The 25,591-nt window shown below is 67.9% G+C and carries 22 protein-coding genes; 9 read left to right on the top strand and 13 right to left on the bottom strand.

From position 1 onward, the window contains the following. Positions 1-6: 6 nt before the first annotated feature. Together tmk and mltG are read right to left on the bottom strand one after the other, a co-directional pair. Positions 7-627 carry a dTMP kinase gene (tmk, locus tag ABY44_RS10325; RefSeq protein ID WP_027787179.1) on the bottom strand — a complete coding sequence of 207 codons (621 nt, stop codon included), beginning with the start codon at positions 625-627 and terminating at the stop codon, positions 7-9. Continuing rightward, the gene (gene mltG, locus ABY44_RS10320) at positions 627-1,646 is read right to left on the bottom strand and encodes an endolytic transglycosylase MltG (protein ID WP_431641168.1); all 1,020 of its coding nucleotides are present in this window, start codon (positions 1,644-1,646) and stop codon (positions 627-629) included. Before mltG ends, tmk begins: the two co-directional genes overlap by 1 nt. 77 nt (positions 1,647-1,723) lie before the next feature. Here mltG and ABY44_RS10315 point away from each other — a divergent pair, with 77 nt between their 5' ends. Both ABY44_RS10315 and ABY44_RS10310 read left to right on the top strand, forming a co-directional pair. Beyond that, positions 1,724-2,758 (top strand): YgfZ/GcvT domain-containing protein, encoded by a 1,035-nt coding sequence (locus ABY44_RS10315; RefSeq protein ID WP_060084277.1) that lies wholly within the window; start codon positions 1,724-1,726, stop codon positions 2,756-2,758. Between the two features lie 76 nt (positions 2,759-2,834). Further along, on the top strand, positions 2,835-3,680 hold the full coding sequence (locus ABY44_RS10310) for an NRDE family protein (protein WP_060084278.1): 846 nt from the start codon (positions 2,835-2,837) through the stop codon (positions 3,678-3,680). Positions 3,681-3,700: 20 nt separating this feature from the next. Here ABY44_RS10310 and ABY44_RS10305 read toward each other — a convergent pair whose 3' ends face one another. The 4 genes from ABY44_RS10305 to ABY44_RS10290 form a co-directional block, all read right to left on the bottom strand. Next, positions 3,701-4,141: a GNAT family N-acetyltransferase gene (locus ABY44_RS10305; protein WP_060084279.1), complete on the bottom strand. Its 441-nt coding sequence runs from the start codon at positions 4,139-4,141 to the stop codon at positions 3,701-3,703. Between the two features lie 38 nt (positions 4,142-4,179). After that, positions 4,180-5,139, bottom strand: a complete 960-nt coding sequence (locus tag ABY44_RS10300; RefSeq protein ID WP_060174316.1) for an alpha/beta hydrolase — start codon at positions 5,137-5,139, stop codon at positions 4,180-4,182. A 190-nt stretch (positions 5,140-5,329) separates the two neighbouring features. Beyond that, the gene (locus tag ABY44_RS10295; protein ID WP_011352338.1) at positions 5,330-5,809 is read right to left on the bottom strand and encodes a PaaI family thioesterase; all 480 of its coding nucleotides are present in this window, start codon (positions 5,807-5,809) and stop codon (positions 5,330-5,332) included. Then, positions 5,806-6,120, bottom strand: coding sequence for a Dabb family protein (locus tag ABY44_RS10290; protein ID WP_027787175.1), 315 nt, complete (start codon positions 6,118-6,120; stop codon positions 5,806-5,808). Before ABY44_RS10290 ends, ABY44_RS10295 begins: the two co-directional genes overlap by 4 nt. Before the next feature lie 5 nt (positions 6,121-6,125). Between ABY44_RS10290 and ABY44_RS10285 the strand changes: the two genes are divergently transcribed. Both ABY44_RS10285 and ABY44_RS10280 read left to right on the top strand, forming a co-directional pair. Next, on the top strand, positions 6,126-6,365 hold the full coding sequence (locus ABY44_RS10285; RefSeq protein WP_124544599.1) for a hypothetical protein: 240 nt from the start codon (positions 6,126-6,128) through the stop codon (positions 6,363-6,365). 629 nt (positions 6,366-6,994) lie between these two features. Beyond that, positions 6,995-9,136: a hypothetical protein gene (locus ABY44_RS10280; RefSeq protein ID WP_060174317.1), complete on the top strand. Its 2,142-nt coding sequence runs from the start codon at positions 6,995-6,997 to the stop codon at positions 9,134-9,136. A gap of 146 nt (positions 9,137-9,282) precedes the next feature. Here the strand turns inward: ABY44_RS10280 and ABY44_RS10275 are convergent, their stop codons facing one another. The 5 genes from ABY44_RS10275 to ABY44_RS10255 all read right to left on the bottom strand — a co-directional run bounded on the left by ABY44_RS10275 (position 9,283) and on the right by ABY44_RS10255 (position 16,775). Next, positions 9,283-10,683, bottom strand: a complete 1,401-nt coding sequence (locus ABY44_RS10275) for a GGDEF domain-containing protein (RefSeq protein WP_027787173.1) — start codon at positions 10,681-10,683, stop codon at positions 9,283-9,285. A 261-nt stretch (positions 10,684-10,944) separates the two neighbouring features. Further along, complete coding sequence (locus ABY44_RS10270; RefSeq protein WP_060174318.1) at positions 10,945-12,123, bottom strand: acetyl-CoA C-acyltransferase; 1,179 nt, start codon at positions 12,121-12,123, stop codon at positions 10,945-10,947. A 49-nt stretch (positions 12,124-12,172) separates the two neighbouring features. Then, a complete protein-coding gene (pncA, locus tag ABY44_RS10265) occupies positions 12,173-12,805 on the bottom strand; it encodes a bifunctional nicotinamidase/pyrazinamidase (protein ID WP_027787171.1) in 633 nt (210 codons plus the stop codon). A 40-nt stretch (positions 12,806-12,845) separates the two neighbouring features. After that, positions 12,846-14,930, bottom strand: a complete 2,085-nt coding sequence (locus ABY44_RS10260; RefSeq protein ID WP_060174319.1) for a 3-hydroxyacyl-CoA dehydrogenase NAD-binding domain-containing protein — start codon at positions 14,928-14,930, stop codon at positions 12,846-12,848. A gap of 201 nt (positions 14,931-15,131) precedes the next feature. Continuing rightward, positions 15,132-16,775 carry a 3-(methylthio)propionyl-CoA ligase gene (locus ABY44_RS10255; RefSeq protein ID WP_060174320.1) on the bottom strand — a complete coding sequence of 548 codons (1,644 nt, stop codon included), beginning with the start codon at positions 16,773-16,775 and terminating at the stop codon, positions 15,132-15,134. Positions 16,776-16,926: 151 nt separating this feature from the next. Between ABY44_RS10255 and ABY44_RS10250 the strand changes: the two genes are divergently transcribed. From ABY44_RS10250 to ABY44_RS10230, 5 genes are all read left to right on the top strand, one after another. Then, positions 16,927-18,495 (top strand): protein adenylyltransferase SelO, encoded by a 1,569-nt coding sequence (locus ABY44_RS10250; protein ID WP_060174321.1) that lies wholly within the window; start codon positions 16,927-16,929, stop codon positions 18,493-18,495. Positions 18,496-18,539: 44 nt separating this feature from the next. Then, entirely contained in the window at positions 18,540-18,971 is a 432-nt protein-coding gene (gene msrB, locus ABY44_RS10245) for a peptide-methionine (R)-S-oxide reductase MsrB (RefSeq protein WP_021163396.1), read from the top strand. A gap of 123 nt (positions 18,972-19,094) precedes the next feature. Next, positions 19,095-19,625, top strand: coding sequence for a septation protein A (locus tag ABY44_RS10240; RefSeq protein ID WP_011352350.1), 531 nt, complete (start codon positions 19,095-19,097; stop codon positions 19,623-19,625). A gap of 1 nt (position 19,626) precedes the next feature. Continuing rightward, entirely contained in the window at positions 19,627-19,935 is a 309-nt protein-coding gene (locus ABY44_RS10235; RefSeq protein WP_027787167.1) for a BolA family protein, read from the top strand. Between the two features lie 18 nt (positions 19,936-19,953). Next, the gene (locus tag ABY44_RS10230) at positions 19,954-20,736 is read left to right on the top strand and encodes a peptidylprolyl isomerase (protein WP_027787166.1); all 783 of its coding nucleotides are present in this window, start codon (positions 19,954-19,956) and stop codon (positions 20,734-20,736) included. Positions 20,737-20,911: 175 nt separating this feature from the next. On the opposite strand, the gene ABY44_RS10225 is transcribed toward ABY44_RS10230, so the two are convergent. Further along, complete coding sequence (locus ABY44_RS10225) at positions 20,912-21,457, bottom strand: GNAT family N-acetyltransferase (protein WP_060174348.1); 546 nt, start codon at positions 21,455-21,457, stop codon at positions 20,912-20,914. A 5-nt stretch (positions 21,458-21,462) separates the two neighbouring features. Further along, positions 21,463-25,527: a phosphoribosylformylglycinamidine synthase gene (gene purL, locus ABY44_RS10220; protein WP_060174322.1), complete on the bottom strand. Its 4,065-nt coding sequence runs from the start codon at positions 25,525-25,527 to the stop codon at positions 21,463-21,465. Positions 25,528-25,591: the final 64 nt, after the last annotated feature.

Here is a 25,591-nt window from a genome sequence, read left to right as displayed (position 1 = left end):
TTGCAATTACAGCGCGGCGAGCACGCGCTCGAGCTGCTGGCGAATCTCGGGAATCGTCCGCGTCGCGTCGACGATCGCGAAACGGTGCGGCGCCTCTTCCGCACGCCGCAGGTATTCGCCGCGCGTGCGCGCGAAGAACGCGTCGGACTCGCTTTCGAACTTGTCGGGCATGCGCGCGGCGCCGCGCCGCTCGCTCGCGACCTGGGGCGCGACGTCGAACAGCACCGTCAGGTCGGGCTGGAAGCCGCCCTGCACCCAGCGCTCGAGCGTCTCGAGCTTGTCGCGCGGCAGCCCGCGGCCGCCGCCCTGGTACGCGAACGTCGCATCGGTGAAGCGATCGGACACGACCCAGTCGCCGCGTGCGAGCGCCGGCTCGATCACGAGCGCGAGATGCTCGCGACGCGCGGCGAACATCAGCAGCGCTTCCGTCTCGAGATCCATCGGCTGGTTCAGCAGGATCTCGCGCAGTTTCTCGCCGAGCTGCGTGCCGCCCGGCTCGCGAGTGACGACGACCTGCCGGCCGGCCGCGGCCAGCTTGCCCTGGAGGCGTTCGCAGAACCATTGCAGGTGGGTGGTCTTCCCCGCCCCGTCGATGCCTTCGAACGTGATGAATTTACCGCTCGCCATTATTGACCTCGTATGTACTTGTCCACGGCCTTGTTGTGGTCGCCGAGCGTGTCCGAGAACACGCTCGTGCCATCGCCTTTCGCGACGAAATAGAGCGCGCTCGTCTGGGCCGGATTGATCGCCGCCTGCAGCGCGGCGACGCCCGGCAACGCGATCGGCGTCGGCGGCAGCCCGCGTCGGGTGTAGGTATTGTAAGGAGTGTCGGCCAGCAGGTCGCGCTTGCGCAGGCGGCCGTCGTACGCGTCGCCGAGCCCGTAGATCACCGACGGATCGGTCTGCAGCGGCATGCCGATGCGCAGCCGGTTCGCGAACACGGCCGCGACGAATGCGCGATCGGCCGCATGGCCCGTTTCCTTCTCGACGATCGACGCGATCGTCAGCGCTTCGTAAGGCGTCTTGTACGGCAGGCCCGGCACGCGCGCGGCCCAGGCCTCGTCGAGACGCGTCTGCATCAGATGGTATGCGCGCCGATAGATGTTCAGGTCGCTCGTGCCCTTGTCGAACAGGTAGGTATCGGGGAAGAACAGCCCCTCGCCGCTGCCGCGTTGCACCGCGTTGTCCGGCGCGCCGATCGCGCGCAGCAGCTCGGCATCGCTCATGCCGGCCGTCGAGTGGGCAAGATCGGGGTTCGCATCGAGTTCCGCGCGCATCCGCTTGAAGGTCCAGCCTTCGATGACCGTCGCGACGTATTCGTTCACGTCGCCGCGCGCGATCTTCTGGAGTACCTCGTACGGCGTGATGCCGGTCTTGAATTCGTAGTTGCCGGACTTGAGCCGGCTCGACAGCCCGAGCACGCGCGTCATCGCGACGAAGCCGAGCGGCTCGACCGGCACGCCGCCGCGCCTGAGCTGCAGCGCGACGCTCTTCACGCTGCTGCGCGGCTTGATCGTGACGTCGAGCGATGCGGAACCCAGCAGCAGTGGCCGGGTCGCCCAGTAATACCCGCCGCCCGCGCCGGCAGCGGCCACAACGACGGCCAGCGCCACGATCGTCGCGGCGCATTTCTTCAGTAGGGACATGGAAACGTGACTCAGGTAAGACCCATATAATACTTGCTCGCCTTCGTCAAAGTCAGGGTTGACTGTTCCCTCATTCCATGAGCACACCGTTCGCTTCACCGGCTGCCCAGGCCGCATCTGCCTCGCTCCCCGTTTTTCCCCGCCCGTCCGCCGCCGATTTCGACGCGCCGGGCGCCTGCATGCCGCTGCCGCAGTTCGGCGTGATCGACGTGGCCGGCGACGACGCCGCGACGTTCCTGCACAGCCAGCTCACCAACGACATCGAGCATCTCGACGCCGCGAGCGCGCGGCTGTCCGGCTATTGCTCGCCGAAGGGGCGCCTCCTCGGGTCGTTCCTCGCGTGGCGCGCCGGCCACGGCGTGCGCCTGCTGGTGTCGAAGGACGTGCAGCCCGCCGTGCAGAAGCGGCTGTCGATGTTCGTGCTGCGCGCGAAGGCGAAACTGACGGACGCGAGCGACACGCTCGCGGTGGTCGGCTTCGCGGGCGACGTGCGCGACGTGCTGTCGGGCATCTTCGACGCGCTGCCGGACGGCGTGCACGTGAAGGTCGACGGCCCGGCCGGCACGCTGATCCGCGTGCCCGATGCAGCCGGCCGCAAGCGCTATCTGTGGATCGGCCCGCGTGCGGAAGTCGACGCGCGCGTCGCCGCGCTCGGCGGTACGCTGCCGGTCGTGTCGCCGGCCGTATGGGACTGGCTCGACATCCGCGCGGGCGAACCGCGCATCACGCAGCCTGCCGTCGAACAGTTCGTGCCGCAGATGGTCAACTTCGACGTGATCGGCGCCGTTAACTTTCGCAAGGGATGCTACCCGGGCCAGGAAATCGTCGCACGCAGCCAGTACCGCGGCACGATCAAGCGCCGCACGGCGCTCGCGCACGTCGCCGGCGAGACCGATACCGTGCATGCCGGCGTCGAGCTGTTCCACAGCGACGATCCCGGCCAGCCGTGCGGGATGATCGTCAACGCGGCGGCCGCGCCCGCGGGCGGCGTCGACGCGCTCGTCGAGATCAAGCTCGCCGCGCTCGACAACGGCACGGTGCACCTCGGTTCGGCCGACGGCCCGGTGCTCGCGTTCGACGCGCTGCCGTACGCATGGCCGACGGAAGCGTGACGCACTGACAACCCGTTCGCGCGCCGGCTCGCGAGTCGCAGCCGGCGCCCGATGTTTCCTGCGAGAGATTCGCCCGATGTGTCTGATTGCCTTCGACTGGCAGCCCGATGCCGCCGCCGGTCCCGTCTTTACCCTCACCGCCAACCGCGACGAGTTCTTTCGCCGGACGAGCGCGCCGGTTTCGTGGTGGGAAGATGTCCCGGGCGTACTGGCCGGCCGCGATCTCGAAGCGGGCGGCACGTGGCTCGGCGTCTCGCGCGACGGCCGGTTCGCCGCGCTGACGAACTACCGCGCGCCGTTCGACATCCGCGCCGGCGCGCCGACCCGCGGCAAGCTCGTGTCCGATTTCCTCGGCGGCCCGTCCGTTGCGCCGCTCGACTATCTCGGGCGGCTGGCCGAGCATGCGGCCGTCTACAACGGCTTCAACCTGCTCGTCGGCGACTGGAGGCGGCGCGAACTCGCGTGGTTCTGCAATCGTGCGCCCGAAGGCGAAAGCGGTGTCGCCGCCCCCGTCGCGATCGCGCCCGGCGTGCATGCGCTGTCGAATGCGCGGCTCGATACGCCCTGGCCGAAAGTGGTGCGCAAACGCGCGGAGCTCGGCACGCTGCTCACCGACAATCCGACCCCGTCGCTCGACGACCTGATCGCGTTGATGCGCGACCCGCATGTCGCGGCCGACGACGCGCTGCCGCACACCGGCATTCCGATCGAGCGCGAGCGTGCGCTGTCGGCCGCGTTCATCGAGACGCCCGAATACGGCACGCGCGGCACGACCGCGCTGCGCGTCACGATGAAGGAAGGCGTGCGGCTCACGGTCGAGATCAAGGAGCGCTGCGACGACGACGGTTCGCACCGTACCGTGCGGCCGGGTTCGTTCGAGCGCGCGTTCACGTTCGACCTCGACGCGACCCCGCCGCGCTGAGCACGCGTGCGGGCGCCGTGCTACGGCGCCCGCGCCATCTCGACGTGCGGCACGCCGGCTTCGACGAACGGTTCACCGACCGCCGTGAAGCCGTGCCGCAAGTAGAACGACACAGCCGAATCCTGCGCATAGAGCCGCACGACGATTTCGCCGCGGCGCCGCGCCGCGTCCAGCAGCGCGTCCAATACGGCCGACCCGACGCCCTGGCCGCGTGCATCGGCCAGCACCGCGACGCGGCCGATCGTGCCCGACGGCAGCAGCCGCCCCGTCGCGACCGCGCGGCGCACGCCGGTCGCCGCATCGACCCGGTACGCCACCGCGTGGAGCGACAGCGGATCGTCGTCGTCGAGCTCCCATTCCGGCGGAATCTGCTGCTCGCGCACGAACACCGCGTCGCGGATCCGCGCGGCGTCGCCGCCCAGCACCGTCCAGTCGCCCGTTTCCACCACGCCGTCCGTCATCGCAGCCCTCCACGCGGCGCGCGCGCCGTCAAATGCCGTCAAACGTCGTCGAATGCGGCCTTCAGTGCCGCGACCACATCGGCATGCGCGGCCCGCACCTCGGGGATGTAGCCGCCCATCTTGAAGAATTCGTGGATCATCCCCGGATAGCAGACCAGCGTGACCGCATTGCCCGCCGCACGCAACTTCTCTGCATACGCGGCACCCTCATCGCTCAGCGGATCGTATTCGGCCGTCGCGATCCACGCCGGCGCGACGCCCGCGAACGACGGCGCATCGCGCGTGCCGTCGAGCGGTGCGAAACGCCAGTCGTCGCGGTCCGACCGATCGCGCACGTATTGCGTGAAGAACCACTGGATCGTGTCCTGCGTCAGCAAGTAGCCGTTCGCGAGCCGTGCGTGCGATCCGGTGTCCTGGTAGCCCGTCACGCCCGGATAGATCAGCATCTGCAGCGCGAGGCGAATGCCCGCATCGCGTGCGAGCACCGCGCAGACGGTCGCGAGCGTGCCGCCCGCGCTGTCGCCGCCGACGGCCAGCCGTTCGGCATCAATGCCGAACGTGGCGGCCTCGCGATGCAGCCATTGCAACGCGTCGTCGGCGTCGTTCACCGCGGTCGGGAACCGGTGCTCCGGCGCGAGCCGGTAGCCGACCGACAGCACCGCACACTGCGCGTCGTGCGCGAACATCCGGCACAACGCGTCGTGCGTATCGACGCTGCCGACCGTGAAACCGCCGCCGTGGTAGTACACGAGCGCAGGCAGCGGCTCCGCGAGGCTCGGCGCGACCGGCAGGAACAGCCGCGCGCCGATCGTGCGGCCATCGCGCGTCGGGACCACGCACTCCTCGACCGAATGCATCGGCGCCGGTGCGACGTCGAGGATCGGCGCGCTCTTCTCGTACGCGGCGCGCGCCTGCCGCGGCGTCTGGTGATGGTAGGACGGACGTTTCGCGCGCTCGATCATGTCGAGCACCTGGGCGATCTTCGGATTCAGCGGCATCGATAAGGACGGCGCCGGTGCGACGCCGTGAACGGACAAGCGTCACATGATGCCACGCCCTCGTCGCGCAGGCGCGGTGCGCAATCCCGGCCCTCTCTCGGCCTGCCGTGAACGCGTTCGACGGCACACCTGCGCCGTGAAAAACAAAACGGCCCTGCCGGCAAAGCGGCAGGGCCGTGCGTTCCGGCGCTTACGCGTCGCTCGGGCCGGGCTGGGCGTCCGGCGCCGTGCGCGAGCGTTGCCGCTTGATGTCGCGACCCACCGCGAGCCGCCGCATGTACTTGAACGTGCCGAGCGCCTTCGCGACGAAATTGCCGTCGCTGTCGCGCACTTCGCCTTCGCAGTAGGCCATCGTCGTCGAACGATGCATCACGCGCCCGTAAGCGCGCAACTCGCCGCGTCCCGGCTGCATGAAGTTCACCTTCATCTCGACCGTCACGACGCCGACACCGTCGTCGGTCAGGCTGCGCGCGGCCATCGCGAGTGCGATGTCCGCGAGCGTCATCGTCACGCCGCCGTGCGCGATGCTCCACGTGTTCATGTGCCGCTCTTCGAGCGGCAGCACGAGCTCGCTCGCCCCGTCCTTCGCGGACACGAGCTGCACGCCGAGGAGGTCGACGAACGGGCTTTCGATCGACGGGCCGTCCGTCGGGGTTGCCGCGTCGCTCATCGTGCGCTGTCGACGATGTAGTCGACGCATTCGCGCGACTCGGCCACCGCGACGACGAATTTCTTCACTTCCTGGTGAACCGGGTGCACCTGGTAGGCGTCGAGCGCGGCCTTGTCCGCGAAATCGGACACGAGCACGATGTCGGCGGTCGCGTCGAGGCCGGGCGTTGCCACGCCGACGTCGATCTGCAGCGTGCCCGGCACGAGGTCGCGGCAGCCTTCGAGCTTTTCCTTCAGCTTCAGCGCGTTCTGCGCGCGCGTCGCGCCTTCGGCCGATTCTTTCAACTTCCACATGACGATATGTCGGATCACTTCGGTTGCTCCTGTTCGTTGGTGTTCACGATGCGGGCTCGGCCCGCTTCGTGGCCGGCCGGGTGATGCCCGGCCGGTCGTCTGCCCGCTTCGCTTGCACGCGGTCGCGGCAACGGGGGAAAAAACGCGTATCGAATCGGCTGTCGTCCGGCCTTTCCGGCGACGATACGCGCATTTTCACCGTGTCGCTCACCGACGGCGCGATCCGCGCAAGCGGCGGCAATCGCCAAGCCTACCAAACTTGAAGGCTCCGATGGAACGATCGCGCAGCCTTCCATTGAATCGCGGGAACGCGGCTTGCCCGGCTTCGCGCGCGCCGCTTCGGCGCAGGCCTACGCGCCTCGGCAATCGCCCGCGCAAACTCGACGATTCAATTCCGGCACGACAGCAATCGGCAAAATGAAACGTCATTGCCGATTATTTATTCACCGAATATCCGGATTCCAATACCCGCCTTCATTAAATCGCATAATTTACCGACTCAATGAGTAATAGTTACGATCGCCTTTTCGCAAAACCGCCTGAAATCAGGAAAACGTCATTGACTTCGATTCTTCCGAAAATTTAGAATCCCCTACAGCGGCTTACGATTGATTTTCTCCCGCCGCACACAAGCCGGCACGCATCTGTACGAACGCCGTCCGCCTTGCCTTTTCTCGCTTCACGTCGGGGCGGCGTCCCTTGCCGTTTCAGCTTTCGGCATTTATCGCCTGTTTGCCAATTTCCTGCTCGATTCACTCACCGCAACAGCATCACATCCTGATTAACACCCGGCATTCACTCGAATGCCCGCGACACGGTACCAAACGGACAACAGATCCGTTCATTCGACCATCCCGATAAAAAATCGCCAGTCATCAGGAGGGACATCAACATGCATCGCCTTGTGAAGTCGCTGTGCCTCGGATTCATCTGCGCCGGCCTGCTCGCGGCCTGCAACGACGACAACGTCGAATCGAACAGCCCGCCGTCGAACAACGCCGCGCTGTCGTTCCGTATGGACGCCGGCGGCCAGATCAACGCGTTCTACCGGCAGGACAAGGTCGCCGCGCACCTGCTGGTGCGCTCGTCGACGAAACCGCGCCTGCTCGTGGTCTTCCCCGCCGGCAACAGCGGCACAGGGCTGTGGTTCGACGACACCGCGCAGCCGGTGAACTGGAGCCTCGACACGCCGCCGTCCGCGCTGTCGGCACCCGACGCGCACGGCCGCCCGCTGTACGGCATCGGCGCCGACGTGTCGGTGGACACCGGCACGCTGACGATCCGCCAGGCCGTGCTCAGCAACGTGCGCTTCCTGCGCGACTTCAACGGCGGCGCAACGATTCCGCAACAGATTCTCGCCGCGCCGACGGTCCAGGGCAGCGCCGCAAAATGGCAACGCGACCGGATCGACGGCGCGCCCGGCTATTCGCTGCGCATCACGTTGCGCGACGGCGGCAGCATCGTGCCGGCTGCGGGCGGCAAGCTCGTCCTGAGCGCACCGGCGGGCTCGCACACGCTGCGGCTGCATGTCGATGCGCTGTCGGGCGAGACGCCGTTGTCGCCGATCACGCGCGACGATCTGCTCGCGCCGTCGGTGAACCCCGACCCCGTGAGCCAGAACGTGCTCGAATTCCTGAGCTTCCACGACAAGCTGCTGGCGGGCTCGTGGCAGTACGACACCTACTTCGGCCGCGACACGCTGATCTCGGTTCGCATGCTGATGCCCGTGCTCGAACCCGCGGCGATCGAGGCCGGCCTGTCGTCGGTGCTGAGCCGGCTGTCGGCCGACGGCAAGGTCGCGCACGAGGAAGGCATCGGCGAGTTCGCACTCGTCGACAACCAGAAGAACGGGAAGCCGAACGATCCGACGCCGACCTACGACTACAAGATGATCGACAGCGACTACCTGCTCGCGCCGATCGCGGCCGCGTGGCTGATCGACGATACGCGCGGCCAGGCGCGTGCGGCTGCGTATCTGGCCCAGCGCGGCAGCGACGGGCAGACCAACGGCGCCCGCCTGGTCGTCAACCTGCTGCACGTCGCGACCACCGCGCAGCCGTTCGCGCAGCAGCCGTCGGTCGCGAACCTGATCCACCTGCGGCCCGGCGAGATCGTCGGCAACTGGCGCGACAGCACCGACGGGCTCGGCGGCGGCGTCTACCCGTACGACGTGAACGCGGTGCTCGTGCCGGCCGCGTTGCGCGCGGCGAACGCGTTCCTCACGCGCGGCCTGCTCGATCCGTACCTGGATGCCGGACAGCGCGCGACGCTCGCCAACACGGCAAACCAGGCGGCCACATGGGAAACGCAGGCGCCGCCACTGTTCCAGGTCAGCGTGCCGGCCGCGCAGGCGACCGCCGACGTGTCGGCCTATGCGCCGTCCGCCGGCGTGCCGGCCGGTGCCGCGCCTGGCGCACCGCTGGCCTTTTACGCGCTGTCGCTCGATCAGCAGGGCAACCCGATTCCGGTGATGAACTCCGATGGCGGCTTCGCGTTGCTGTTCGGCACACCGCCGGACGACCAGCTCCAGCGGATCGTCGCCGACGTCACGCGGCCGTTCCCGACCGGGCTCGTGACCGATGCCGGCATGCTGATCGCGAACCCTGCGTATGCGAGCCAGGCACTGTGGCCGAAATTCACGAGTTCCGCGTATCACGGCACGGTGATCTGGTCGTGGCAGCAGGCGATGTGGGTGGCCGGGCTCGATCGCCAGCTCGCGCGCCAGGACCTGTCGGCCGCGACCCGCACGCTGCTCGCGCAGGCGCGGCAGACGATCTGGCAGGTGATCTCGAACGGACGCGACATGCGGACGTCGGAGATGTGGACGTGGTCCTACGTGAACGGCAAGTACCAGACCGACGCGTTCGGCACGCGCAGCGCCGATGCGACCGAAGCCAACGCGGCACAGCTCTGGAGTACGACGTATCTCGCGATCCGCGATTCGCAGCAGCGCGCGGGCAAGTACTGGTGGCAGGCGTCGCGGCAGATGCAGGACGCGCAGCCGGAAAACGCGGCGGCCCTGGCATCGCGCTAGCTGCGTATCGCCCGTCGCATGCCGACCGGGCATGCCGAAGCCCCGGGTACGTTACCTCGCCCGGGGCTTGGGCAGAAACCGAAACGATCGACACGCCTTCGGCACGGCCGCGTTGCCGAACGTCCCGCGTGCCGCGCCACCCCGCGTCACCGCGACACGACGCGGTTTCGCCCTTCCCGCTTCGCCTGGTACAACCGTTCGTCGACCACGCGCAGCAACGCGTCGACCGTGCTGCCGTCGACCCCGTATTGCGCGACGCCGACACTGACCGTCACCTGCACGCGCTTGAAATCGAGCCCGAACGGCGAGCTCGCGATCGACGAGCGCACGCGCTCGGCCGTCATCCGCGCGCCTTCGAGCGGCATCTCGGGCAGCAGCGCCATGAACTCCTCGCCGCCGACCCGCGCGAGCCCGCCGGCCGGCCGGATCGCGTCGAGGCACTGACGCACGACGCCGCGCAGCACCTCGTCGCCGATCTGGTGCCCGTACGCATCGTTGATGTTCTTGAAATTGTCGAGATCGAGTGCGAGCAGGCAGAACGGCGTGCCATCGCGCTCGGCCCGCACCATCTCGCGCTCGACCTGCGCGATGAACTGCCGGCGGTTCGACGCGCCCGTCATCGGATCGGTCGCGGCCATGTATTCGAGCTTCTGGTTCGTGCGCCGCAGTTCCTGCAGCGCGCTCTCGGTGCGCGCCATCGATTCCGACAGCCGGCTCATCAGGTCTTCCTGGCTATAGATCGCCGAGAACGAGCGCGTCGTCTGCAGCGCCTGCACGACACCGTAGCTGAGCAGGAAGAAGCCGCCCGCGAAAATCGCGTGCGCGAGCCACCACATGTGATTCCACGGCTTGCCGAGAATGAACGCCAGCGACGACAGCGCAAACGCCATGATCGACACGCCGTAGATCACCATCAGCGGCGAGCGGATCCGCCGCGCGAGCAGCACGGCGACGTTCAGCAGCGAGAACACGAGCGCGCCGCCTTCCATCGACAGCCGCGTGCCCGGCGCGCCCGCGACCGGCGAATACGCGATGTACGCCACGACGACGTTGACGATCACGAAGAACACGATCCACGGCAGCCACGTGCGCACGCTCGTGCGCTTGTCGAAGCGATCGGGCGGACGGGCATAGGACAGCAGGCCCGTGAGCAGCAGGATCGACATCACGAGCCGCGACGCGGGCCCGTACAGCAGGAACAGCCAGATATTGTGATGCGCCATCCCGGTGAACGCACCGTGCAGCGCGTAGATCATCGCGAAGCCGAGAAAGCCGAGTGTCAGCCAGCGCAGCAACGGTTCGCCGGACGACCGGTAGCACACCCACGTCACGTAGGTAACGAACCCGCCCTCGAGGGTCGCGGCCGCGATCGCGATTTCATGGAACGCGTGGTTCTCGAACACCGCGTGCGGGTCGCTGAAGAACCACAGATAGGCGATCAGATAGGCGGGCAGCAACGCGAATCCGACCAGCAGGCATTTCGCGTAGAGCCTCGCGGCCGCGCTGACGACGCGCGGCGGTTCCCCGGCTGCATAGGTCGTACTCATTCGGTCCCCGGTCGGTCTGCTGCGTTGGTTCGAACCTTCGCGGCACGGATCGTGCGACGCACGATCCGGCCCATCGTGCCGAAAGGCAAATGTCAGAGCAAGTATAGGTGGGGCAAATTGTTTGACAAGTAAGGGGAAACGGCATTGCCCGGCGCACGCCTTTTGCTTCCCGATTGTTTCGAATGGCGGTTCAGTCGCGCCGATTCGCATCGCGGCCGCCTGCCTCGCCGAAGCGAAGCCGCGGCCGCCACCCGCCAAAGATCAGAGGATTTCGAACAGGCCGGCCGCGCCCTGCCCGCCGCCGATGCACATCGTGACGACCACGTACTTCACGCCGCGCCGCTTGCCTTCGATCAGCGCGTGGCCCGTCAGGCGCGCGCCCGACACGCCGTACGGATGGCCGACCGCGATCGCGCCGCCATTCACGTTCAGGCGATCCTCAGGAATCCCGAGTGTGTCGCGGCAGTACAGCACCTGCACCGCGAACGCTTCGTTCAGTTCCCACAGGCCGATATCGTCGACCTTCAGCCCCGCCTGCTTCAGCAGCTTGGGCACCGCGAACACGGGGCCGATACCCATCTCGTCCGGCTCGCAGCCCGCCACCGCGAAACCGCGGAATGCGCCGAGCGGCTGCAGCCCTTCGCGCTGCGCGGCGTCGGCGCTCATGACGACGCAGGCCGACGCGCCGTCCGAGAACTGGCTGGCGTTGCCGGCGGTGATCACGCCGCCCGGTACGGCCGACCGGATCTTCGACACGCCTTCGAGCGTCGTGTCCGGGCGGATCCCTTCGTCGGCCGATACCGTCACTTCCTTCGTGAACAGACGGCCCGTGGCCTTGTCGGCGATGCCCGCGAGCACCGTGATCGGCACGATCTCGTCGCGAAAGCGTCCGGCTTCCTGCGCGGCCGCGGCACGCAGTTGCGACTGCACGCCGTACTCGTCCTGCCGCTCCTTCGAGATGCCGTAGCGCCTCGCGACGTTCTCGGCCGTCTGCAGCATGTTCCAGTAGATCTCGGGCTTGTGCTGCGCGAGCCAGCCTTCCTGGATCATGTGGTGGTTCATCTCGTTCTGCACGCACGAGATCGATTCGACGCCGCCCGCGACGTACACCTCGCCTTCGCCCGCGATGATCCGCTGCGCGGCCAGCGCGATGGTCTGCAGCCCCGACGAGCAGAAGCGGTTCACCGTCATCCCCGGCACGCTCACGGGCAGCCCGGCGCGCAAGGCGATCTGCCGCGCGATGTTCGCGCCGGTCGCGCCTTCGGGGTTCGCGCACCCCATGATCACGTCCTCGACGCGCGCGGGGTCGAGCTTCGCGCGTTCGAGCGCGGCCGCGACCACGTGGCCGCCGAGCGTCGCGCCGTGCGTCATGTTGAAAGCACCGCGCCAGGATTTCGCCAGCGGCGTGCGGGCGGTCGATACGATTACGGCTTCGGTCATGCGAGTCTCCTTCGGTCCTGCTTCATGTCCTGCATCGAATGGGAATGCGCTACGCCGCCGGGCGCGCGCCCGCGGACGTCACATGCGCGACGCCCGCTGCCTGCATCTGCTGCCATGCGTGGGCGAGCGACCCGTTCAGGTCGATCGCGCGGCACGCATCGTTGATCACCGCGGCGTCGAAACCGGCCGCACGCGCGTCGAGCGCCGACCACGCGACGCAATAGTCGGTCGCGAGTCCGCAGCACCACACGCGCTTCGCACCGAGCTCGCGCAGATAGCCCGCGAGCCCCGTGCGCGTCGTGCGATCCGCTTCGACGAACGCGGAATAGCTGTCGACCTGCGCGTCGCCGCCCTTGCGGATGACGAGCCGCGCATGCGGGATGTCGAGGTCGCGATGCAGCGCCGCGCCGTCGGTGTCCTGCACGCAATGCACGGGCCACAGCACCTGCTCGCCGTACGGCAGCGCGAGCGTGGAGAACGGTTCGCGGCCCGGATGGTTCGCCGCGAACGACACGTGCTCGCGCGGGTGCCAGTCCTGCGTCAGCACGACCTGGTCGAAGCGCCGCGCCAGCGCGTTGATCACCGGCACGACCGCGTCGCCGTCGGGCACCGCGAGCGCGCCGCCCGGCATGAAGTCGTATTGCACGTCGATCACGAGCAGTACGTCGTCGGTGTGTCTCATTGCATTTCTCCGGGTGTTCGTCGCGCCGCGATCCGGCGCGTCAGCCGTTGAACCCGCGGCCGGCCTTCGCGAGCTCGGCGATCGACGGCGCGAGCTGCCATGCGTCGCCGTTCGGCGCGGCCGCGTAGCGGCGAATCGCGCGCTCGACGTTGTAGAGGCCGACCACGTCCGCGTACAGCATCGGGCCGCCCCGCCACAGCGGGAAGCCATAACCGGTCAGGTAGACCATGTCGATGTCGGACGCCTTCGACGCGATCTTCTCCTCGAGGATCTTCGCGCCTTCGTTCACCAGCGCGAACACGAGCCGTTCGACGATCTCGTCGTCGCCGATCTTGCGCCGCTCGACGCCGCGCTCCTTCGAATACGCGACGACCATCTCGTCGACGAGCGACGACGGCTTTGCCTTGCGCTCGCCCGGCACGTAGTCGTACCAGCCGGCGCCCGTCTTCTGGCCGAAGCGGCCCTGCTCGCACAGGCGGTCGGCGATCTTCGAGTACTGCAGGCCGGGCTGCTCGACATAGCGGCGCTTGCGGATCGCCCAGCCGATGTCGTTGCCGGCGAGGTCGCTCATCCGGAACGGACCCATCGCGAAACCGAATTTCTCGATCGCGCGATCGACCTGCGCGGGCAGCGCGCCTTCCTCGAGCATGAAGAGCGCCTGGCGGATGTACTGCTCGATCATCCGGTTGCCGATGAAGCCGTCGCACACGCCCGACACGACCGCCGTCTTGCGGATCTTCTTCGCCACGGCCATCACGGTGGCGAGCACGTCTTTCGCGGTCTGCGCGCCGCGCACGACCTCGAGCAGCTTCATCACGTTCGCCGGGCTGAAGAAGTGCATGCCGACGACGTCCTGCGGACGCTTCGTGAATGCCGCGATCTTGTCGACGTCGAGCGTCGACGTGTTCGACGCGAGGATCGCGCCCGCCTTCGCGACTTCGTCGAGCTTCCTGAACACCTGCTCCTTCACGCCGAGTTCCTCGAACACGGCCTCGACGATCAGGTCGGCATCCTTCAGGTCGTCGTAGGACAGCGTCGGCGTGATCAGCGCCATGCGCGCGTCGAGCTTCTCCTGCGTGAGCTTGCCCTTCTTCACCTGCGCGTCGTAGTTCTTGCGGATCGTCGCGACGCCGCGCTCGAGCGCTTCCTGTTTCGTTTCGAGCAGCGTGACGGGCAGCCCTGCGTTCACGAAGTTCATCGCGATGCCGCCGCCCATCGTGCCCGCGCCGATCACGCCGACACGGCAAATCTCGCGCAGCGGCGTATCGGACGGCACGTCGGGAATCTTGCTCGCCGCGCGCTCACCGAAAAACGCATGCCGCAGCGCGCGGCTTTCCGGCGTCATCATCAGCGCGACGAAACCCTCGCGCTCGGCGATGCTGCCCTTGTCGAAGCCGTGCAGCACGCCGGCCTCGATCGCGTCGATGCACTTGTGCGGCGCGGGGAAATTCGGTGCGGCGGCCCGGGCCGAGTTGCGCGCGAACTGGATGAAGCCCGCGGCGTTCGCGTGGACGATCTTGCGATCGCGCACGCGCGGATGCGGCCCCTTCTGCGCACCGGCCTTGCGCGCGAACGCGACGGCCGCGTCGAGCAGGTCGCCGTCGGCCATCTCGTCGAACAGCCCGCTCTTCGCGAGTTGCTCCGACGGCACGGGCGCGCCCGACACGATCATGTTCAGCGCGGTTTCGAGCCCCACCGCGCGCGGCAGGCGCTGCGTGCCGCCCGCGCCCGGCAGCAGGCCGAGCTTCACCTCGGGCAGCGCGACCTGCGCGCCGGGTGCCGCGACACGGTAATGCGCGCCGAGCGCGAGCTCGAGGCCGCCGCCCATCACGACGCTGTGCAGCGCCGCGACGACGGGCTTCGCGCTCGCCTCCACCGCGCGGATCACGGTGTGCAGCGTCGGCTCCTGCAGCGCCTTCGGCGTATTGAATTCGGTGATGTCGGCGCCGCCCGAGAATGCGCGTCCTGCGCCGGTCAGCACGATGGCCGTGACCGACGGGTCCTGCGCGGCGCGATCGAGCGCGTCCATGACGCCCTGACGGGTCGACAGGCCGAGCCCGTTGACGGGCGGATTGTTGAGCGTAAGGACGGCCACGCCGTCGCGAGTCGAGTAATCCACTGCCATCTGCCTGCCTCCATGCATCGCGCGCCGGGGTGGCTGCGCTTCATTGTGCGCGGTCGAACAGCCGCATGTCCGGTTGAACGCAGGCAGCATACAACGAAAAAGCACGGTCGTTCAATTTGAATTTTGTTCCCGATCCGGGGACGGATCGGGCGACCGTTTCGCGAGCCGCTTGCGGCCCGGGCGCAGACATTACGGCTCGCGTTACGACTCGCCGGCCGCCGTCGGCAACACGTAATCGCGGAATATCTCGCGCAGCTTCAGCTTCTGCAGCTTGCCGGTCGCGGTGTGCGGCAGCGAGTCGACGAACACGACGTCGTCGGGAATCCACCATTTCGCGACCTTGCCTTCGTAGAACGCGAGCAGCGCGTCACGGTTCAGGTTCGCCCCTTCGCGCGGCACCACGACGAGCAGCGGGCGCTCGGTCCATTTCGGGTGCGCACAGGCGATGCAGGCGGCCTCGGCCACGCCCGGGTGCGCGATCGCGACGTTCTCGATGTCGATCGAGCTGATCCACTCGCCGCCCGACTTGATCACGTCCTTGCTGCGGTCGGTGATCTGCAGGAAGCCGTCGGGGTCGATCGTCGCGACGTCGCCGGTCGGAAACCAGCCGTCCGACAGCGGCGACGTATCGCCGCGAAAGTAGTGGTCGATCACCCACGGGCCGCGCACCTGCAGCTCGCCGAACGCGACGCCGTCCCACGGCAGCTCGTGGCCGTCCTCGCCGACGATGCGCATGTCGACGCCGCAAATCACGCGCCCCTGCTTCTCGAGCAGCTTGCGCTGCGCATCGAGCGGCCGCTGCGACTGCGCCCAGTTGAGCTTCGCGAGCGTGCCGAGCGGCGACAGTTCGGTCATCCCCCAGGCATGGATCACGCGCACGCCGTATTCGTCCTCGAAGGTGCGCAGCATCGCGGGCGGGCACGCGGAGCCGCCGATCACCGTGCGGTTCAGCGTCGAGAAGCGCACACCGGCCTCGCGCATGTAGTTGAGCAGGCCGAGCCACACGGTCGGCACGCCCGCGGAGAACGTCACGCGCTCGGCTTCCATCAGCTCGTACAGCGATTTCCCGTCGAGATCCTTGCCGGGCAGCACGAGCTTGCCGCCCGTGAGCGGCACCGCGTACGGCAGCCCCCACGCGTTGACGTGGAACATCGGCACGACGGGCAGCACCGCGTCCATCGCGGACAGGTTCATCGCGTCCGGCAACGCGGCGCCGTACGCGTGCAGCACGGTCGAGCGGTGCGAATACAGCACGCCCTTCGGGTTGCCGGTCGTGCCCGACGTGTAGCAGAGCCCCGACGCCTGCTGCTCGTCGAGGCGCGGCCAGTCGTAGCGGCCGTCCTCCGCTTCGACAAGCGTTTCGTAGCACAGGAACGGTGTCGTGCCGGACGGCAGATGCGCGGCGTCCGTCATCGCGACCCAGCCCTTCACGTGCGGGCACTGCGGCGCGATCGCATCGACGAGCGGGGCGAAATTGAGGTCGAAGAAGACGTAGCGGTCTTCCGCGTGATTGACGATGTACGCGATCTGCTCGGGGAACAGACGCGGGTTGATCGTGTGGCACACGGCCCCCATGCCGCCGATCCCGTAATACGCTTCCAGATGCCGGTAGCCGTTCCACGCCAGCGTGCCGACGCGATCGCCGGTTTCGACGCCGAGCCGCGCGAGCGCCTGCGCCAGTTGCTTCGCGCGGCGTTCGCAATCGCGGTACGTGTAGCGATGCAGATCGCCTTCCACGCGCCTCGATACGATCTCCGTGTCGCCGGCATGTCGCGCGGCATGAGAAATCAGCGAGGACACCAGCAACGGCATGTCCATCATCTGGCCCAGCAACGGCTTACCCATCGTCTTGTTCTCCGTGAGGATGCGAATCGGTGACCAGCCTCTGCGGGGCGCCCGTCAGCGGCCCCGGACGGGCGTCGCGCATGGCGCGCGGGCCGCCATGCGGGCGGCGCGGCGCCGCCTTACAATATCGGCTTACCCAGAGGCGCTCAACATGTCGTTTTCCCGAAGCGCAGCCGATACGGCTGACACCCTCCCCGACCTCGCCGCCACGCTCGGCGCGCCCGCCGCCGGCGCGTTCGTCGCGCTCGGCGACGCGTTTCATACGCGGCTGCCGGCGGCGCCGCTTGCCGCGCCGTACGTCGTCGGCTTTTCCGGCGAAGTCGCGCACCTGCTCGACCTGCCGCCGTCGCTCGCCGCGCAGCCCGGCTTCGCCGAGCTGTTCGCCGGCAACCCGACGCGCGACTGGCCCGCGCACGCGATGCCGTACGCATCGGTGTATTCCGGCCACCAGTTCGGCGTGTGGGCGGGCCAGCTCGGCGACGGCCGCGCGCTGACGATCGGCGAGCGCACCGGCACCGACGGCCGCCGCTACGAATTGCAGCTGAAAGGCAGCGGCCGCACGCCGTATTCGCGGATGGGCGACGGCCGCGCGGTGCTGCGCTCGTCGATCCGCGAATTCCTGTGCTCGGAAGCGATGCATCACCTCGGCATCCCGACCACGCGCGCCCTGACGGTGATCGGTTCCGACCAGCCGGTGGTGCGCGAGGAAATCGAGACGTCGGCCGTCGTCACGCGCGTGTCGGAGAGCTTCGTGCGCTTCGGCCACTTCGAACACTTCTTCTCGAACGATCGCCCCGACCTGCTGCGCCAGCTCGCCGATCACGTGATCGACCGCTTCTATCCGGATTGCCGCCACGCCGACGATCCGTACCTCGCGCTGCTCGAAGCGGCGACGCTGCGCACGGCGGATCTCGTCGCGCAGTGGCAGGCCGTCGGCTTCTGCCACGGCGTGATGAACACCGACAACATGTCGATCCTCGGCGTGACGATCGACTACGGCCCGTTCGGTTTCGTCGATGCGTTCGATGCGAACCACATCTGCAACCACTCGGATACGAACGGCCGCTACGCGTACCGGATGCAGCCTCGCATCGCGCACTGGAACTGCTACTGCCTCGCGCAGGCGCTGCTGCCGCTGATCGGGCTGCAGCACGGCATCGCCGACGACGATGCGCGCGCCGAGCGCGCGGTGGACGACGCGCAGGCCGTGCTCGCGAAGTTCCCGGAACGTTTCGGCCCCGCGCTCGAGCGCGCGATGCGCGCGAAGCTCGGCCTCGAGCTCGAGCGCGAGAACGATGCCGACCTCGCGAACAAGCTGCTCGAGACGATGCATGCGAGCCACGCGGATTTCACGCTGACGTTCCGCCGGCTCGCACAGGTCTCGAAGCACGACGCGAGCCGCGACGCACCCGTGCGCGACCTGTTCATCGACCGCGACGCGTTCGATGCGTGGGCGAACCTCTACCGCGCGCGGCTGTCCGAGGAAACGCGCGACGACGCGACACGCGCGGCCGCGATGAATCGCGCGAACCCGAAATACGTGTTGCGCAACCATCTGGCCGAAGTCGCGATCCGGCGCGCGAAGGAAAAGGATTTTTCGGAAGTCGAGCGGCTCGCGCAGATCCTGCGCCGGCCGTTCGACGAACAACCGGAGCATGAAACGTATGCGGCGTTGCCGCCCGACTGGGCCGGCTCGCTCGAAGTGAGCTGCTCGTCCTGAAGCCCGCAACCCGCGCGTATCGACCGACCGATCAGGAGAACCCCATGTCCCACGATTCCGACGACAAGACCTTCCCGTACCAGAAGGACGACGCCGAGCTGCGCCGGCGGCTCACGCCGATGCAGTACGAAGTCACGCAGCACGCGGCAACCGAGCGTGCGTTCACCGGCGAATACACCGATACCGAAGACGCCGGCATCTACAAGTGCGTCGTCTGCAGCACGCCGCTGTTCGAATCCGGCTCCAAGTTCCACTCGGGCTGCGGCTGGCCCAGCTACTTCAAGCCGCTCAACGGCGAGGTGATCGACGAGAAGGTCGACTACTCGCACGGGATGGTGCGCGTCGAGGTCCGCTGCAACCACTGCGGCGCGCATCTCGGCCACGTCTTCGAGGACGGCCCGCGCGACAAGACCGGTTTGCGCTACTGCATCAATTCGGCTGCGTTAAACTTCGAGTCCCGACCCGAAAACGAATGAGCGGCGCCGGGCGGATCGGCGGGGCATCCCGCGCCGCCGCCCCGATCCGCTCCGGCGGTGCCTGGCGGGTCCCTACAACGGTGAAAGGCCGCGCAAGCGGCCTTTCACGCAGCTGCGAGCGCCATGAAATTCCTGTTCGATCTGTTTCCGATCATCCTGTTTTTTGCCGCCTTCAAGGTCTGGGGCATCTTTACCGCCACCGCCGTCGCGATCGTCGCGACGCTGGCCCAGGTCGCGTGGGTCGCCTTCCGGCACCGGAAGGTCGACACGATGCTGTGGGTCAGCCTGGGCGTGATCGTCGTTTTCGGTGGTGCCACCCTCGTCCTGCATGACGAGAAATTCATTCAATGGAAACCGACTGTGCTGTACTGGCTGTTTGCGATCGGGCTGCTCGCCGCGCGCTATGCGTTCGGCAACAACCTGATCGAGAAGATGATGGGCAAGCAGCTCACGCTGCCGCACCCCGTGTGGGACAAACTGAACGTCGCGTGGGCGCTGTTCTTCGCGGTGCTCGGCGTCGCGAACCTGTACGTGGTGCACAACTTCACCGAGTCGCAATGGGTGAACTTCAAGCTGTTCGGCACGACGGGCGCGATGGTCGTATTCATCATCCTGCAGAGCCTGTGGCTCACGAAATACCTGAAGGACGAGTGACATGACGGACGCCTTTCTCCACGCGTCGCCCGACGAACGCATCGCGCTGATCGAGGCGCGCCTCACGGCAGCGCTCGCCCCGCTGTCGCTCACCGTGCGCGACGACAGCGCGCAGCACGCGGGCCACGCCGGCGCGGCCGCCGGCGGCCACTTCACGGTCACGATCGTGTCGGCCGCGTTCGCGGGCAAGCCGCGCGTCGCGCGGCACCGGCTGGTGTATGATGCGCTCGCTGATGCGATGCAGCGCGGCATTCACGCGCTCGCGATCGTGGCTTACACGCCCGAAGAATTCAACGAATCTTCAATCTAGTCTCATTAGGAATTCCCGATGATCCTGAAATCCCCCCGCCTGTGGGTCGCGGCGGCTGCTTTCGCAGCGGCACCGGCATTTGCCCAGAACATCGCCGTCGTCAACGGCACGCCGATTCCGAAGTCGCGCGCGGACGCGATGGTCGCCCAGCTCGTGCAGCAAGGCCAGACCGACAGCCCGCAGCTGCAGCAGGCCGTGCGCCAGGAACTCGTGAACCGCGAAATCCTGATGCAGGAAGCAATCCGTGAAGGCATCCCGAACCGTCCGGACGTGAAGGCGCAGGTCGCCGTCGCGCAGCAGACCGTCGTGCTGCGTTCGATGATCGAGAGTTTCCTGAAGAAGAACCAGCCGACCGACGCCGAAGTGAAGGCGCGCTACGACGACCTCGTCAAGGGCGCCGGCGGCAACCGCGAATACCACCTGCACCACATCCTCGTCAGCGACGAGCAGCAGGCGAAGGACCTGATCGCGAAGATCAAGGCCGGCGCGAAGTTCGAGGATCTCGCGAAGCAGTTCTCGAAGGATCCGGGCTCGGGCAAGAACGGCGGCGATCTCGACTGGTCCGACCCGAAGGCGTACGTGCCGGAATTCGCGGCGGCCGCACAGAAGCTGCAGAAAGGCCAGATGACCGACACGCCGGTGAAGACGCAGTTCGGCTGGCACATCATCCGCGTCGACGACATCCGCGACATCGCGCCGCCGCCGCTCGATCAGGTGAAGGCGCAGATCGCGCAGCAGCTCGTGCAGCAGAAGCTGCAGGCGTTCGAGGAAGGTCTGCGCCAGCAGGCAAAGATCCAGTAACGCAGGCGCTCGCCGCTCGCGCATCGAAAAGCCGCTCCCTGGAGCGGCTTTTTTGTTGCCCGCAGTGCCCGCAGGCCGGCCGCCAGCGCATCGCGATGTGCGGCGTTCCCACCAAAGAAAAGGCCGCTCCGAAGAGCGGCCTTTGCCATATGCCTGATCGGCTCGCGCCGCAGACTTACGCGGGATGGAACACGTCGTGATAGCGAACGTTGCCTGACGGCCGCGGCGCCGAGTCGTCGAGCGACAGCGCAAGGAAATACTCGGGCGGTACGCCCGGGAACACAATGTCGCCGGACGGCGCAAAGCCGAAACGCGTGTAGTACGCGGGCTCCCCGAGCAGGACGCAGCCACGCGCGCCGAGGCGGCGCAACGCGTCGAGCCCCGTGCGCACCAGCCCCGCACCGATGCTCTGCCGCTGGCAGTCGGGCAGCACCGCGAGCGGCGCGAGCCCGTACCAGCCCTGGCTGCCGGGCGCCTCGCCGCCGATCGACACCGGCGAGAACGCGACGTGCCCGATCAGGCGGCCGTCGCGTTCCGCGACGAGCGAGACGCTCAACGCACCGTCCGCACGCAACGTGTCGACGATCCGTCGTTCGAACTGCCCGCCTTCCGGCTCGCCTGCGAACGCGGCGACGATCACGCGGCCGATCGCGTCGGCCTCGCTCGCGCGCTCGTCGCGCAGCGTGACGACCTCGACCGGCGCGTTCGGATCGAACATCATCCCGATCAGCCGATCCAGCGGCGCGCGTTGCGGAACACGCGCATCCACGGGCTCGCTTCACCCCAGCTTTCCGGGTGCCAGCTCATCGCGACCGTACGATGCACGCGCTCCATGTGCGGCATCAGCACCGAGAAGCGGCCGTCGGCCGTCGTGACCGACGTGATGCCGGCCGGCGAGCCGTTCGGGTTGAACGGATAACGCTCGGTTGCTTCGCCGCGGTGGTCGACGAAGCGCATCGCGACCGCGACGCGATCGATGTCGCCCTGTTGCGAGAAGTCCGCATAACCTTCGCCGTGCGCGACCGCGACCGGAATCCGCGAGCCTTCCATCCCCGCGAAGAAGATCGACGGCGATTTCTCGACTTCGACGAACGAGAAACGCGCCTCGAACTGCTCGGACTTGTTGCGCGTGAACTTCGGCCAGGCTTCCGCACCCGGGATCATCGACGAGATGCTCGACAGCATCTGGCAGCCGTTGCAGATGCCGAGCGCGAACGTGTCGGGACGCGCGAAGAACGCCGAGAACATGTCGGCGAGATTCGCGTTGAAGCGGATCGTCTTCGCCCAGCCTTCGCCCGCGCCCAGCACGTCGCCGTACGAGAAGCCGCCGCATGCGACCGCACCCGCGAAATCGGCGAGATTTGCGCGGCCGGCCAGCAGGTCGCTCATGTGCACGTCGTGCGCATCGAAGCCCGCGCGGTCGAACGCGTAGGCCGTTTCGAGATGCGAGTTCACGCCCTGCTCGCGCAGGATCGCGACGCGCGGCCGTGCGCCCGTCGCGATGAACGGCGCCGCGATGTCGTCGGCCGGATCGAAGCTCAGCACCGGCGAGATGCCCGGGTCGGCCACGTCCAGCAGCGCGTCGTATTCGGCATCCGCGCACGCGGGGTTGTCGCGCAGGCGCGCGATGCGCCAGCTCACTTCGCTCCACGCACGATGGAGTTCGGCGCGCGGTGCGTCGAAAATCTTCTTCGCGTCGCGGTACACCTCGATCACGTCGCGATCGCTGACCGAGCCGATCACGTGCGAGCACGCCGACAGGCCGAACTCGCGCAGCGCGCCCAGCACCGCGTCGCGGTCGGTCGCGCGCACCTGCACGACGGCGCCCAGTTCCTCGGAGAACAGCGCGCGCAGCGTGCGATCCTCGCGGCGGCCGCTCGTCTGCTTCGCCCAGTCCTTCGCGTCGCCGTAGTCGGATTCGTGATTCGGGTCGAGCGTCAGCATGTCGACGTTCAGCGACACGCCCGCGTGCCCCGCGAACGCCATTTCGCACACCGTCGCCCACAGGCCGCCATCCGAGCGATCGTGGTACGCGAGCAGCTTGTCTTGCGCATTGAGCGACTGGATCGCGTTGAAGAAACGCTTCAGGTCTTCCGCATCGTCGACGTCCGGCGTCGTGTCGCCGACCTGCTGCGTGACCTGCGCGAAGATGCTGCCGCCCATCCGGTTCTTGCCGCGGCCGAGATCGATCGCGATCAGCACGCTGTCGCCCGCATCGGCGATGCGGCGCAGTTGCGGCGTCAGGTGACGGCGCACGTCCTCGACCGGCGCGAACGCGGAGATGATCAGCGACACCGGCGACACCACTTCCTTCGCGACGCCCTGCTCGTCCCACTTCGTCTTCATCGACAGCGAGTCCTTGCCGACCGGGATGCCGATCCCGAGTGCCGGGCACAGCTCCATGCCGATCGCCTTGACCGTGTCGAACAGCGCGGCGTCCTCGCCGGCCGTGCCGCACGCGGCCATCCAGTTCGCCGACAGCTTCAGCTTGTCGAGCGACGCGATCGGCGCGCTCGCGATGTTCGTGATCGCCTCGCCGACCGCCATGCGGCCCGATGCCGGCGCGTCGATCACCGCGAGCGGCGTGCGCTCGGCCATCGTCATCGCCTCGCCCTTGAAGCCCGCGTAGTCGAGCGCGGTGACCGCGCAGTCGGCCACCGGCACCTGCCACGGGCCGACCATCTGGTCGCGCACCGACGTGCCGCCGACCGAGCGGTCGCCGATCGTGATCAGGAACGACTTGCTGCCGACCGTCGGGTGCTTCAGCACGTCGATCGCGACTTCCGACAGCGCGATGCCCGTCACGTCGACCGGCGCACGTTCGGTCGTCACGCGCGTGACGTCGCGATGCATGCGCGGCGGCTTGCCGAGCAGCACTTCCATCGGCATGTCGACCGGGTATTCGTCGGCGCCCGTCGCTTCGTCGTCGACGAGCTTCAGCTGGCGTTCGTCGGTCGCGACACCGACCACCGCGAACGGGCAGCGTTCACGCGCGCAGATCGCCTCGAAACGCGGCAGGTCGGCCGGCGCGATCGCCAGCACGTAGCGCTCCTGCGCTTCGTTCGACCAGATTTCGCGCGGCGACAGGCCCGATTCCTCGAGCGCGACCTTGCGCAGCTCGAAGCGCGCGCCCTTGCCCGCGCCGTCGACGATCTCGGGGAACGCGTTCGACAGGCCGCCCGCGCCGACGTCGTGGATGCTCAGGATCGGGTTTTCCGCGCCGAGCTGCCAGCAGCCGTTGATCACTTCCTGTGCGCGACGTTCGATTTCCGGGTTGCCGCGCTGCACCGAGTCGAAGTCGAGCTCGGCCGTGTTCGCGCCGGTCGCCATCGAGCTCGCGGCGCCGCCGCCCATCCCGATCCGCATGCCGGGGCCGCCGATCTGGATCAGCAGCGAGCCGGCCGGCACGTCGTGCTTGTGCGTATGCTGATCCGCGATGTTGCCGAGGCCGCCCGCGATCATGATCGGCTTGTGATAACCATGCACCTTCCCGCCAACGTTCTGCTCGTACACGCGGAAGTAGCCGCCGAGGTTCGGGCGGCCGAATTCGTTGTTGAACGCGGCGCCGCCGAGCGGGCCGTCGATCATGATCTGCAGCGGCGACGCGATGCGATCCGGACGGCCGTACGGGCCGTGCTGCTCGCTCGGGTTGCGCTCGGCCACCGGCTGCGCGGCGTCGCGATCGTTTTCCCACGACCGGCGGGCGTCCGGCAGGTCGAGGTTCGACACGGTGAAGCCCGTCAGGCCGGCCTTCGGACGCGCGCCGCGGCCCGTCGCGCCTTCATCGCGGATCTCGCCGCCCGCGCCGGTCGCCGCACCCGGGAACGGCGAAATCGCCGTCGGGTGGTTGTGCGTCTCGACCTTCATCAGCGTGTGCGTGAGCTCGGTGTGGCGGCCGTAGCGCTCGCCCGGCTCGCCGGCCGCGCCTGCGTTGCGCGGGAACCAGCGTTCGGCTTCGGCGCCGACCATGATCGACGAGTTGTCCGAATAGGCGACGATCGTGCCCTGCGGGCTCAGCTTCTCGGTGTTGCGGATCATCGCGAACAGCGACATGTCCTGCGCTTCGCCGTCGATGGTCCACTGCGCGTTGAAGATCTTGTGGCGGCAGTGTTCGCTGTTCGCCTGCGCGAACATCATCAGTTCCACGTCGGTCGGGTTGCGTTCGAGCTTGCGGAACGCGTCGACCAGGTAGTCGATCTCGTCGTCGGCGAGCGCGAGGCCCAGCTCGACGTTCGCGCGCTCGAGCGCGCCGCGGCCGATACCCAGCACGTCGACGGTCGAGAGCGGCTTGGCCGGCAGTTCGTCGAACAGGTGCTGCGCGTCGTCGCGCGCCGCGACCACGCTTTCGGTCATCCGGTCATGCAGCGCGGCCGCGACGGCCGCGCGCGCGTCGTCCGACAGCGCCTTCTTGCCGCCGAGCAGGCCCGACTTCAGCGTGACCGTGAATTCGACGCCGCGCTCGATGCGGCGCACGTGCGTGAGGCCGCAGTGCTGGGCGATGTCGGTCGCCTTGCTCGCCCAGGGCGAAACCGTGCCGAAACGCGGCAGCACGACGAAGGTCTCGGTCGTGCCCTTCTCGGCCGCCGGCTCGAACGGCGCGCCGTAGTGCATCAGCGCGTCGATGCGCGCGCTGTCGTCGGCCGACAGCGGCTCGGCCGCATTGACGAAGTGCAGGAACTGCCCGCGCACCGCGACGATGTTGGCGTCGATTTGCCTGAGCGTGTCGAGCAGACGGGTTTGACGGAAATCGGAGAGGGCCGAAGCGCCGGGAAAACACGAGAAGTGAGCCATGGGCTGGACTGACGTCGATGAGTCGCGCGAGGTGGCGACGTGGGGCGAAAGGAAGGCCGTAATT

It is taken from the genome of Burkholderia sp. ZZQ-2, assembly GCF_050768715.1.
GTDB classification, from domain to species: Bacteria; Pseudomonadota; Gammaproteobacteria; order Burkholderiales; family Burkholderiaceae; genus Burkholderia; species Burkholderia cepacia.
This window is presented reverse-complemented; position numbering and strand designations above follow the sequence as displayed.

Excerpts from the sequence above, each read along its gene's own strand:
- ABY44_RS10235 (WP_027787167.1), top strand. The coding sequence starts at position 19,627 with ATGACGGACGCCTTTCTCCACGCGTCGCCCGACGAACGCATCGCGCTG.
- ABY44_RS10275 (WP_027787173.1), bottom strand. The coding sequence starts at position 10,683 with ATGAGTACGACCTATGCAGCCGGGGAACCGCCGCGCGTCGTCAGCGCG.
- tmk (WP_027787179.1), bottom strand. The coding sequence starts at position 627 with ATGGCGAGCGGTAAATTCATCACGTTCGAAGGCATCGACGGGGCGGGG.
- ABY44_RS10225 (WP_060174348.1), bottom strand. The coding sequence starts at position 21,457 with ATGATGTTCGATCCGAACGCGCCGGTCGAGGTCGTCACGCTGCGCGAC.
- ABY44_RS10315 (WP_060084277.1), top strand. The coding sequence starts at position 1,724 with ATGAGCACACCGTTCGCTTCACCGGCTGCCCAGGCCGCATCTGCCTCG.
- ABY44_RS10250 (WP_060174321.1), top strand. The coding sequence starts at position 16,927 with ATGTCGTTTTCCCGAAGCGCAGCCGATACGGCTGACACCCTCCCCGAC.
- ABY44_RS10305 (WP_060084279.1), bottom strand. The coding sequence starts at position 4,141 with ATGACGGACGGCGTGGTGGAAACGGGCGACTGGACGGTGCTGGGCGGC.
- ABY44_RS10280 (WP_060174317.1), top strand. The coding sequence starts at position 6,995 with ATGCATCGCCTTGTGAAGTCGCTGTGCCTCGGATTCATCTGCGCCGGC.
- ABY44_RS10260 (WP_060174319.1), bottom strand. The coding sequence starts at position 14,930 with ATGGCAGTGGATTACTCGACTCGCGACGGCGTGGCCGTCCTTACGCTC.
- pncA (WP_027787171.1), bottom strand. The coding sequence starts at position 12,805 with ATGAGACACACCGACGACGTACTGCTCGTGATCGACGTGCAATACGAC.
- ABY44_RS10310 (WP_060084278.1), top strand. The coding sequence starts at position 2,835 with ATGTGTCTGATTGCCTTCGACTGGCAGCCCGATGCCGCCGCCGGTCCC.
- ABY44_RS10230 (WP_027787166.1), top strand. The coding sequence starts at position 19,954 with ATGATCCTGAAATCCCCCCGCCTGTGGGTCGCGGCGGCTGCTTTCGCA.
- ABY44_RS10295 (WP_011352338.1), bottom strand. The coding sequence starts at position 5,809 with ATGAGCGACGCGGCAACCCCGACGGACGGCCCGTCGATCGAAAGCCCG.
- ABY44_RS10240 (WP_011352350.1), top strand. The coding sequence starts at position 19,095 with ATGAAATTCCTGTTCGATCTGTTTCCGATCATCCTGTTTTTTGCCGCC.
- ABY44_RS10270 (WP_060174318.1), bottom strand. The coding sequence starts at position 12,123 with ATGACCGAAGCCGTAATCGTATCGACCGCCCGCACGCCGCTGGCGAAA.
- purL (WP_060174322.1), bottom strand. The coding sequence starts at position 25,527 with ATGGCTCACTTCTCGTGTTTTCCCGGCGCTTCGGCCCTCTCCGATTTC.
- msrB (WP_021163396.1), top strand. The coding sequence starts at position 18,540 with ATGTCCCACGATTCCGACGACAAGACCTTCCCGTACCAGAAGGACGAC.
- ABY44_RS10255 (WP_060174320.1), bottom strand. The coding sequence starts at position 16,775 with ATGGGTAAGCCGTTGCTGGGCCAGATGATGGACATGCCGTTGCTGGTG.
- ABY44_RS10300 (WP_060174316.1), bottom strand. The coding sequence starts at position 5,139 with ATGCCGCTGAATCCGAAGATCGCCCAGGTGCTCGACATGATCGAGCGC.
- mltG (WP_431641168.1), bottom strand. The coding sequence starts at position 1,646 with ATGTCCCTACTGAAGAAATGCGCCGCGACGATCGTGGCGCTGGCCGTC.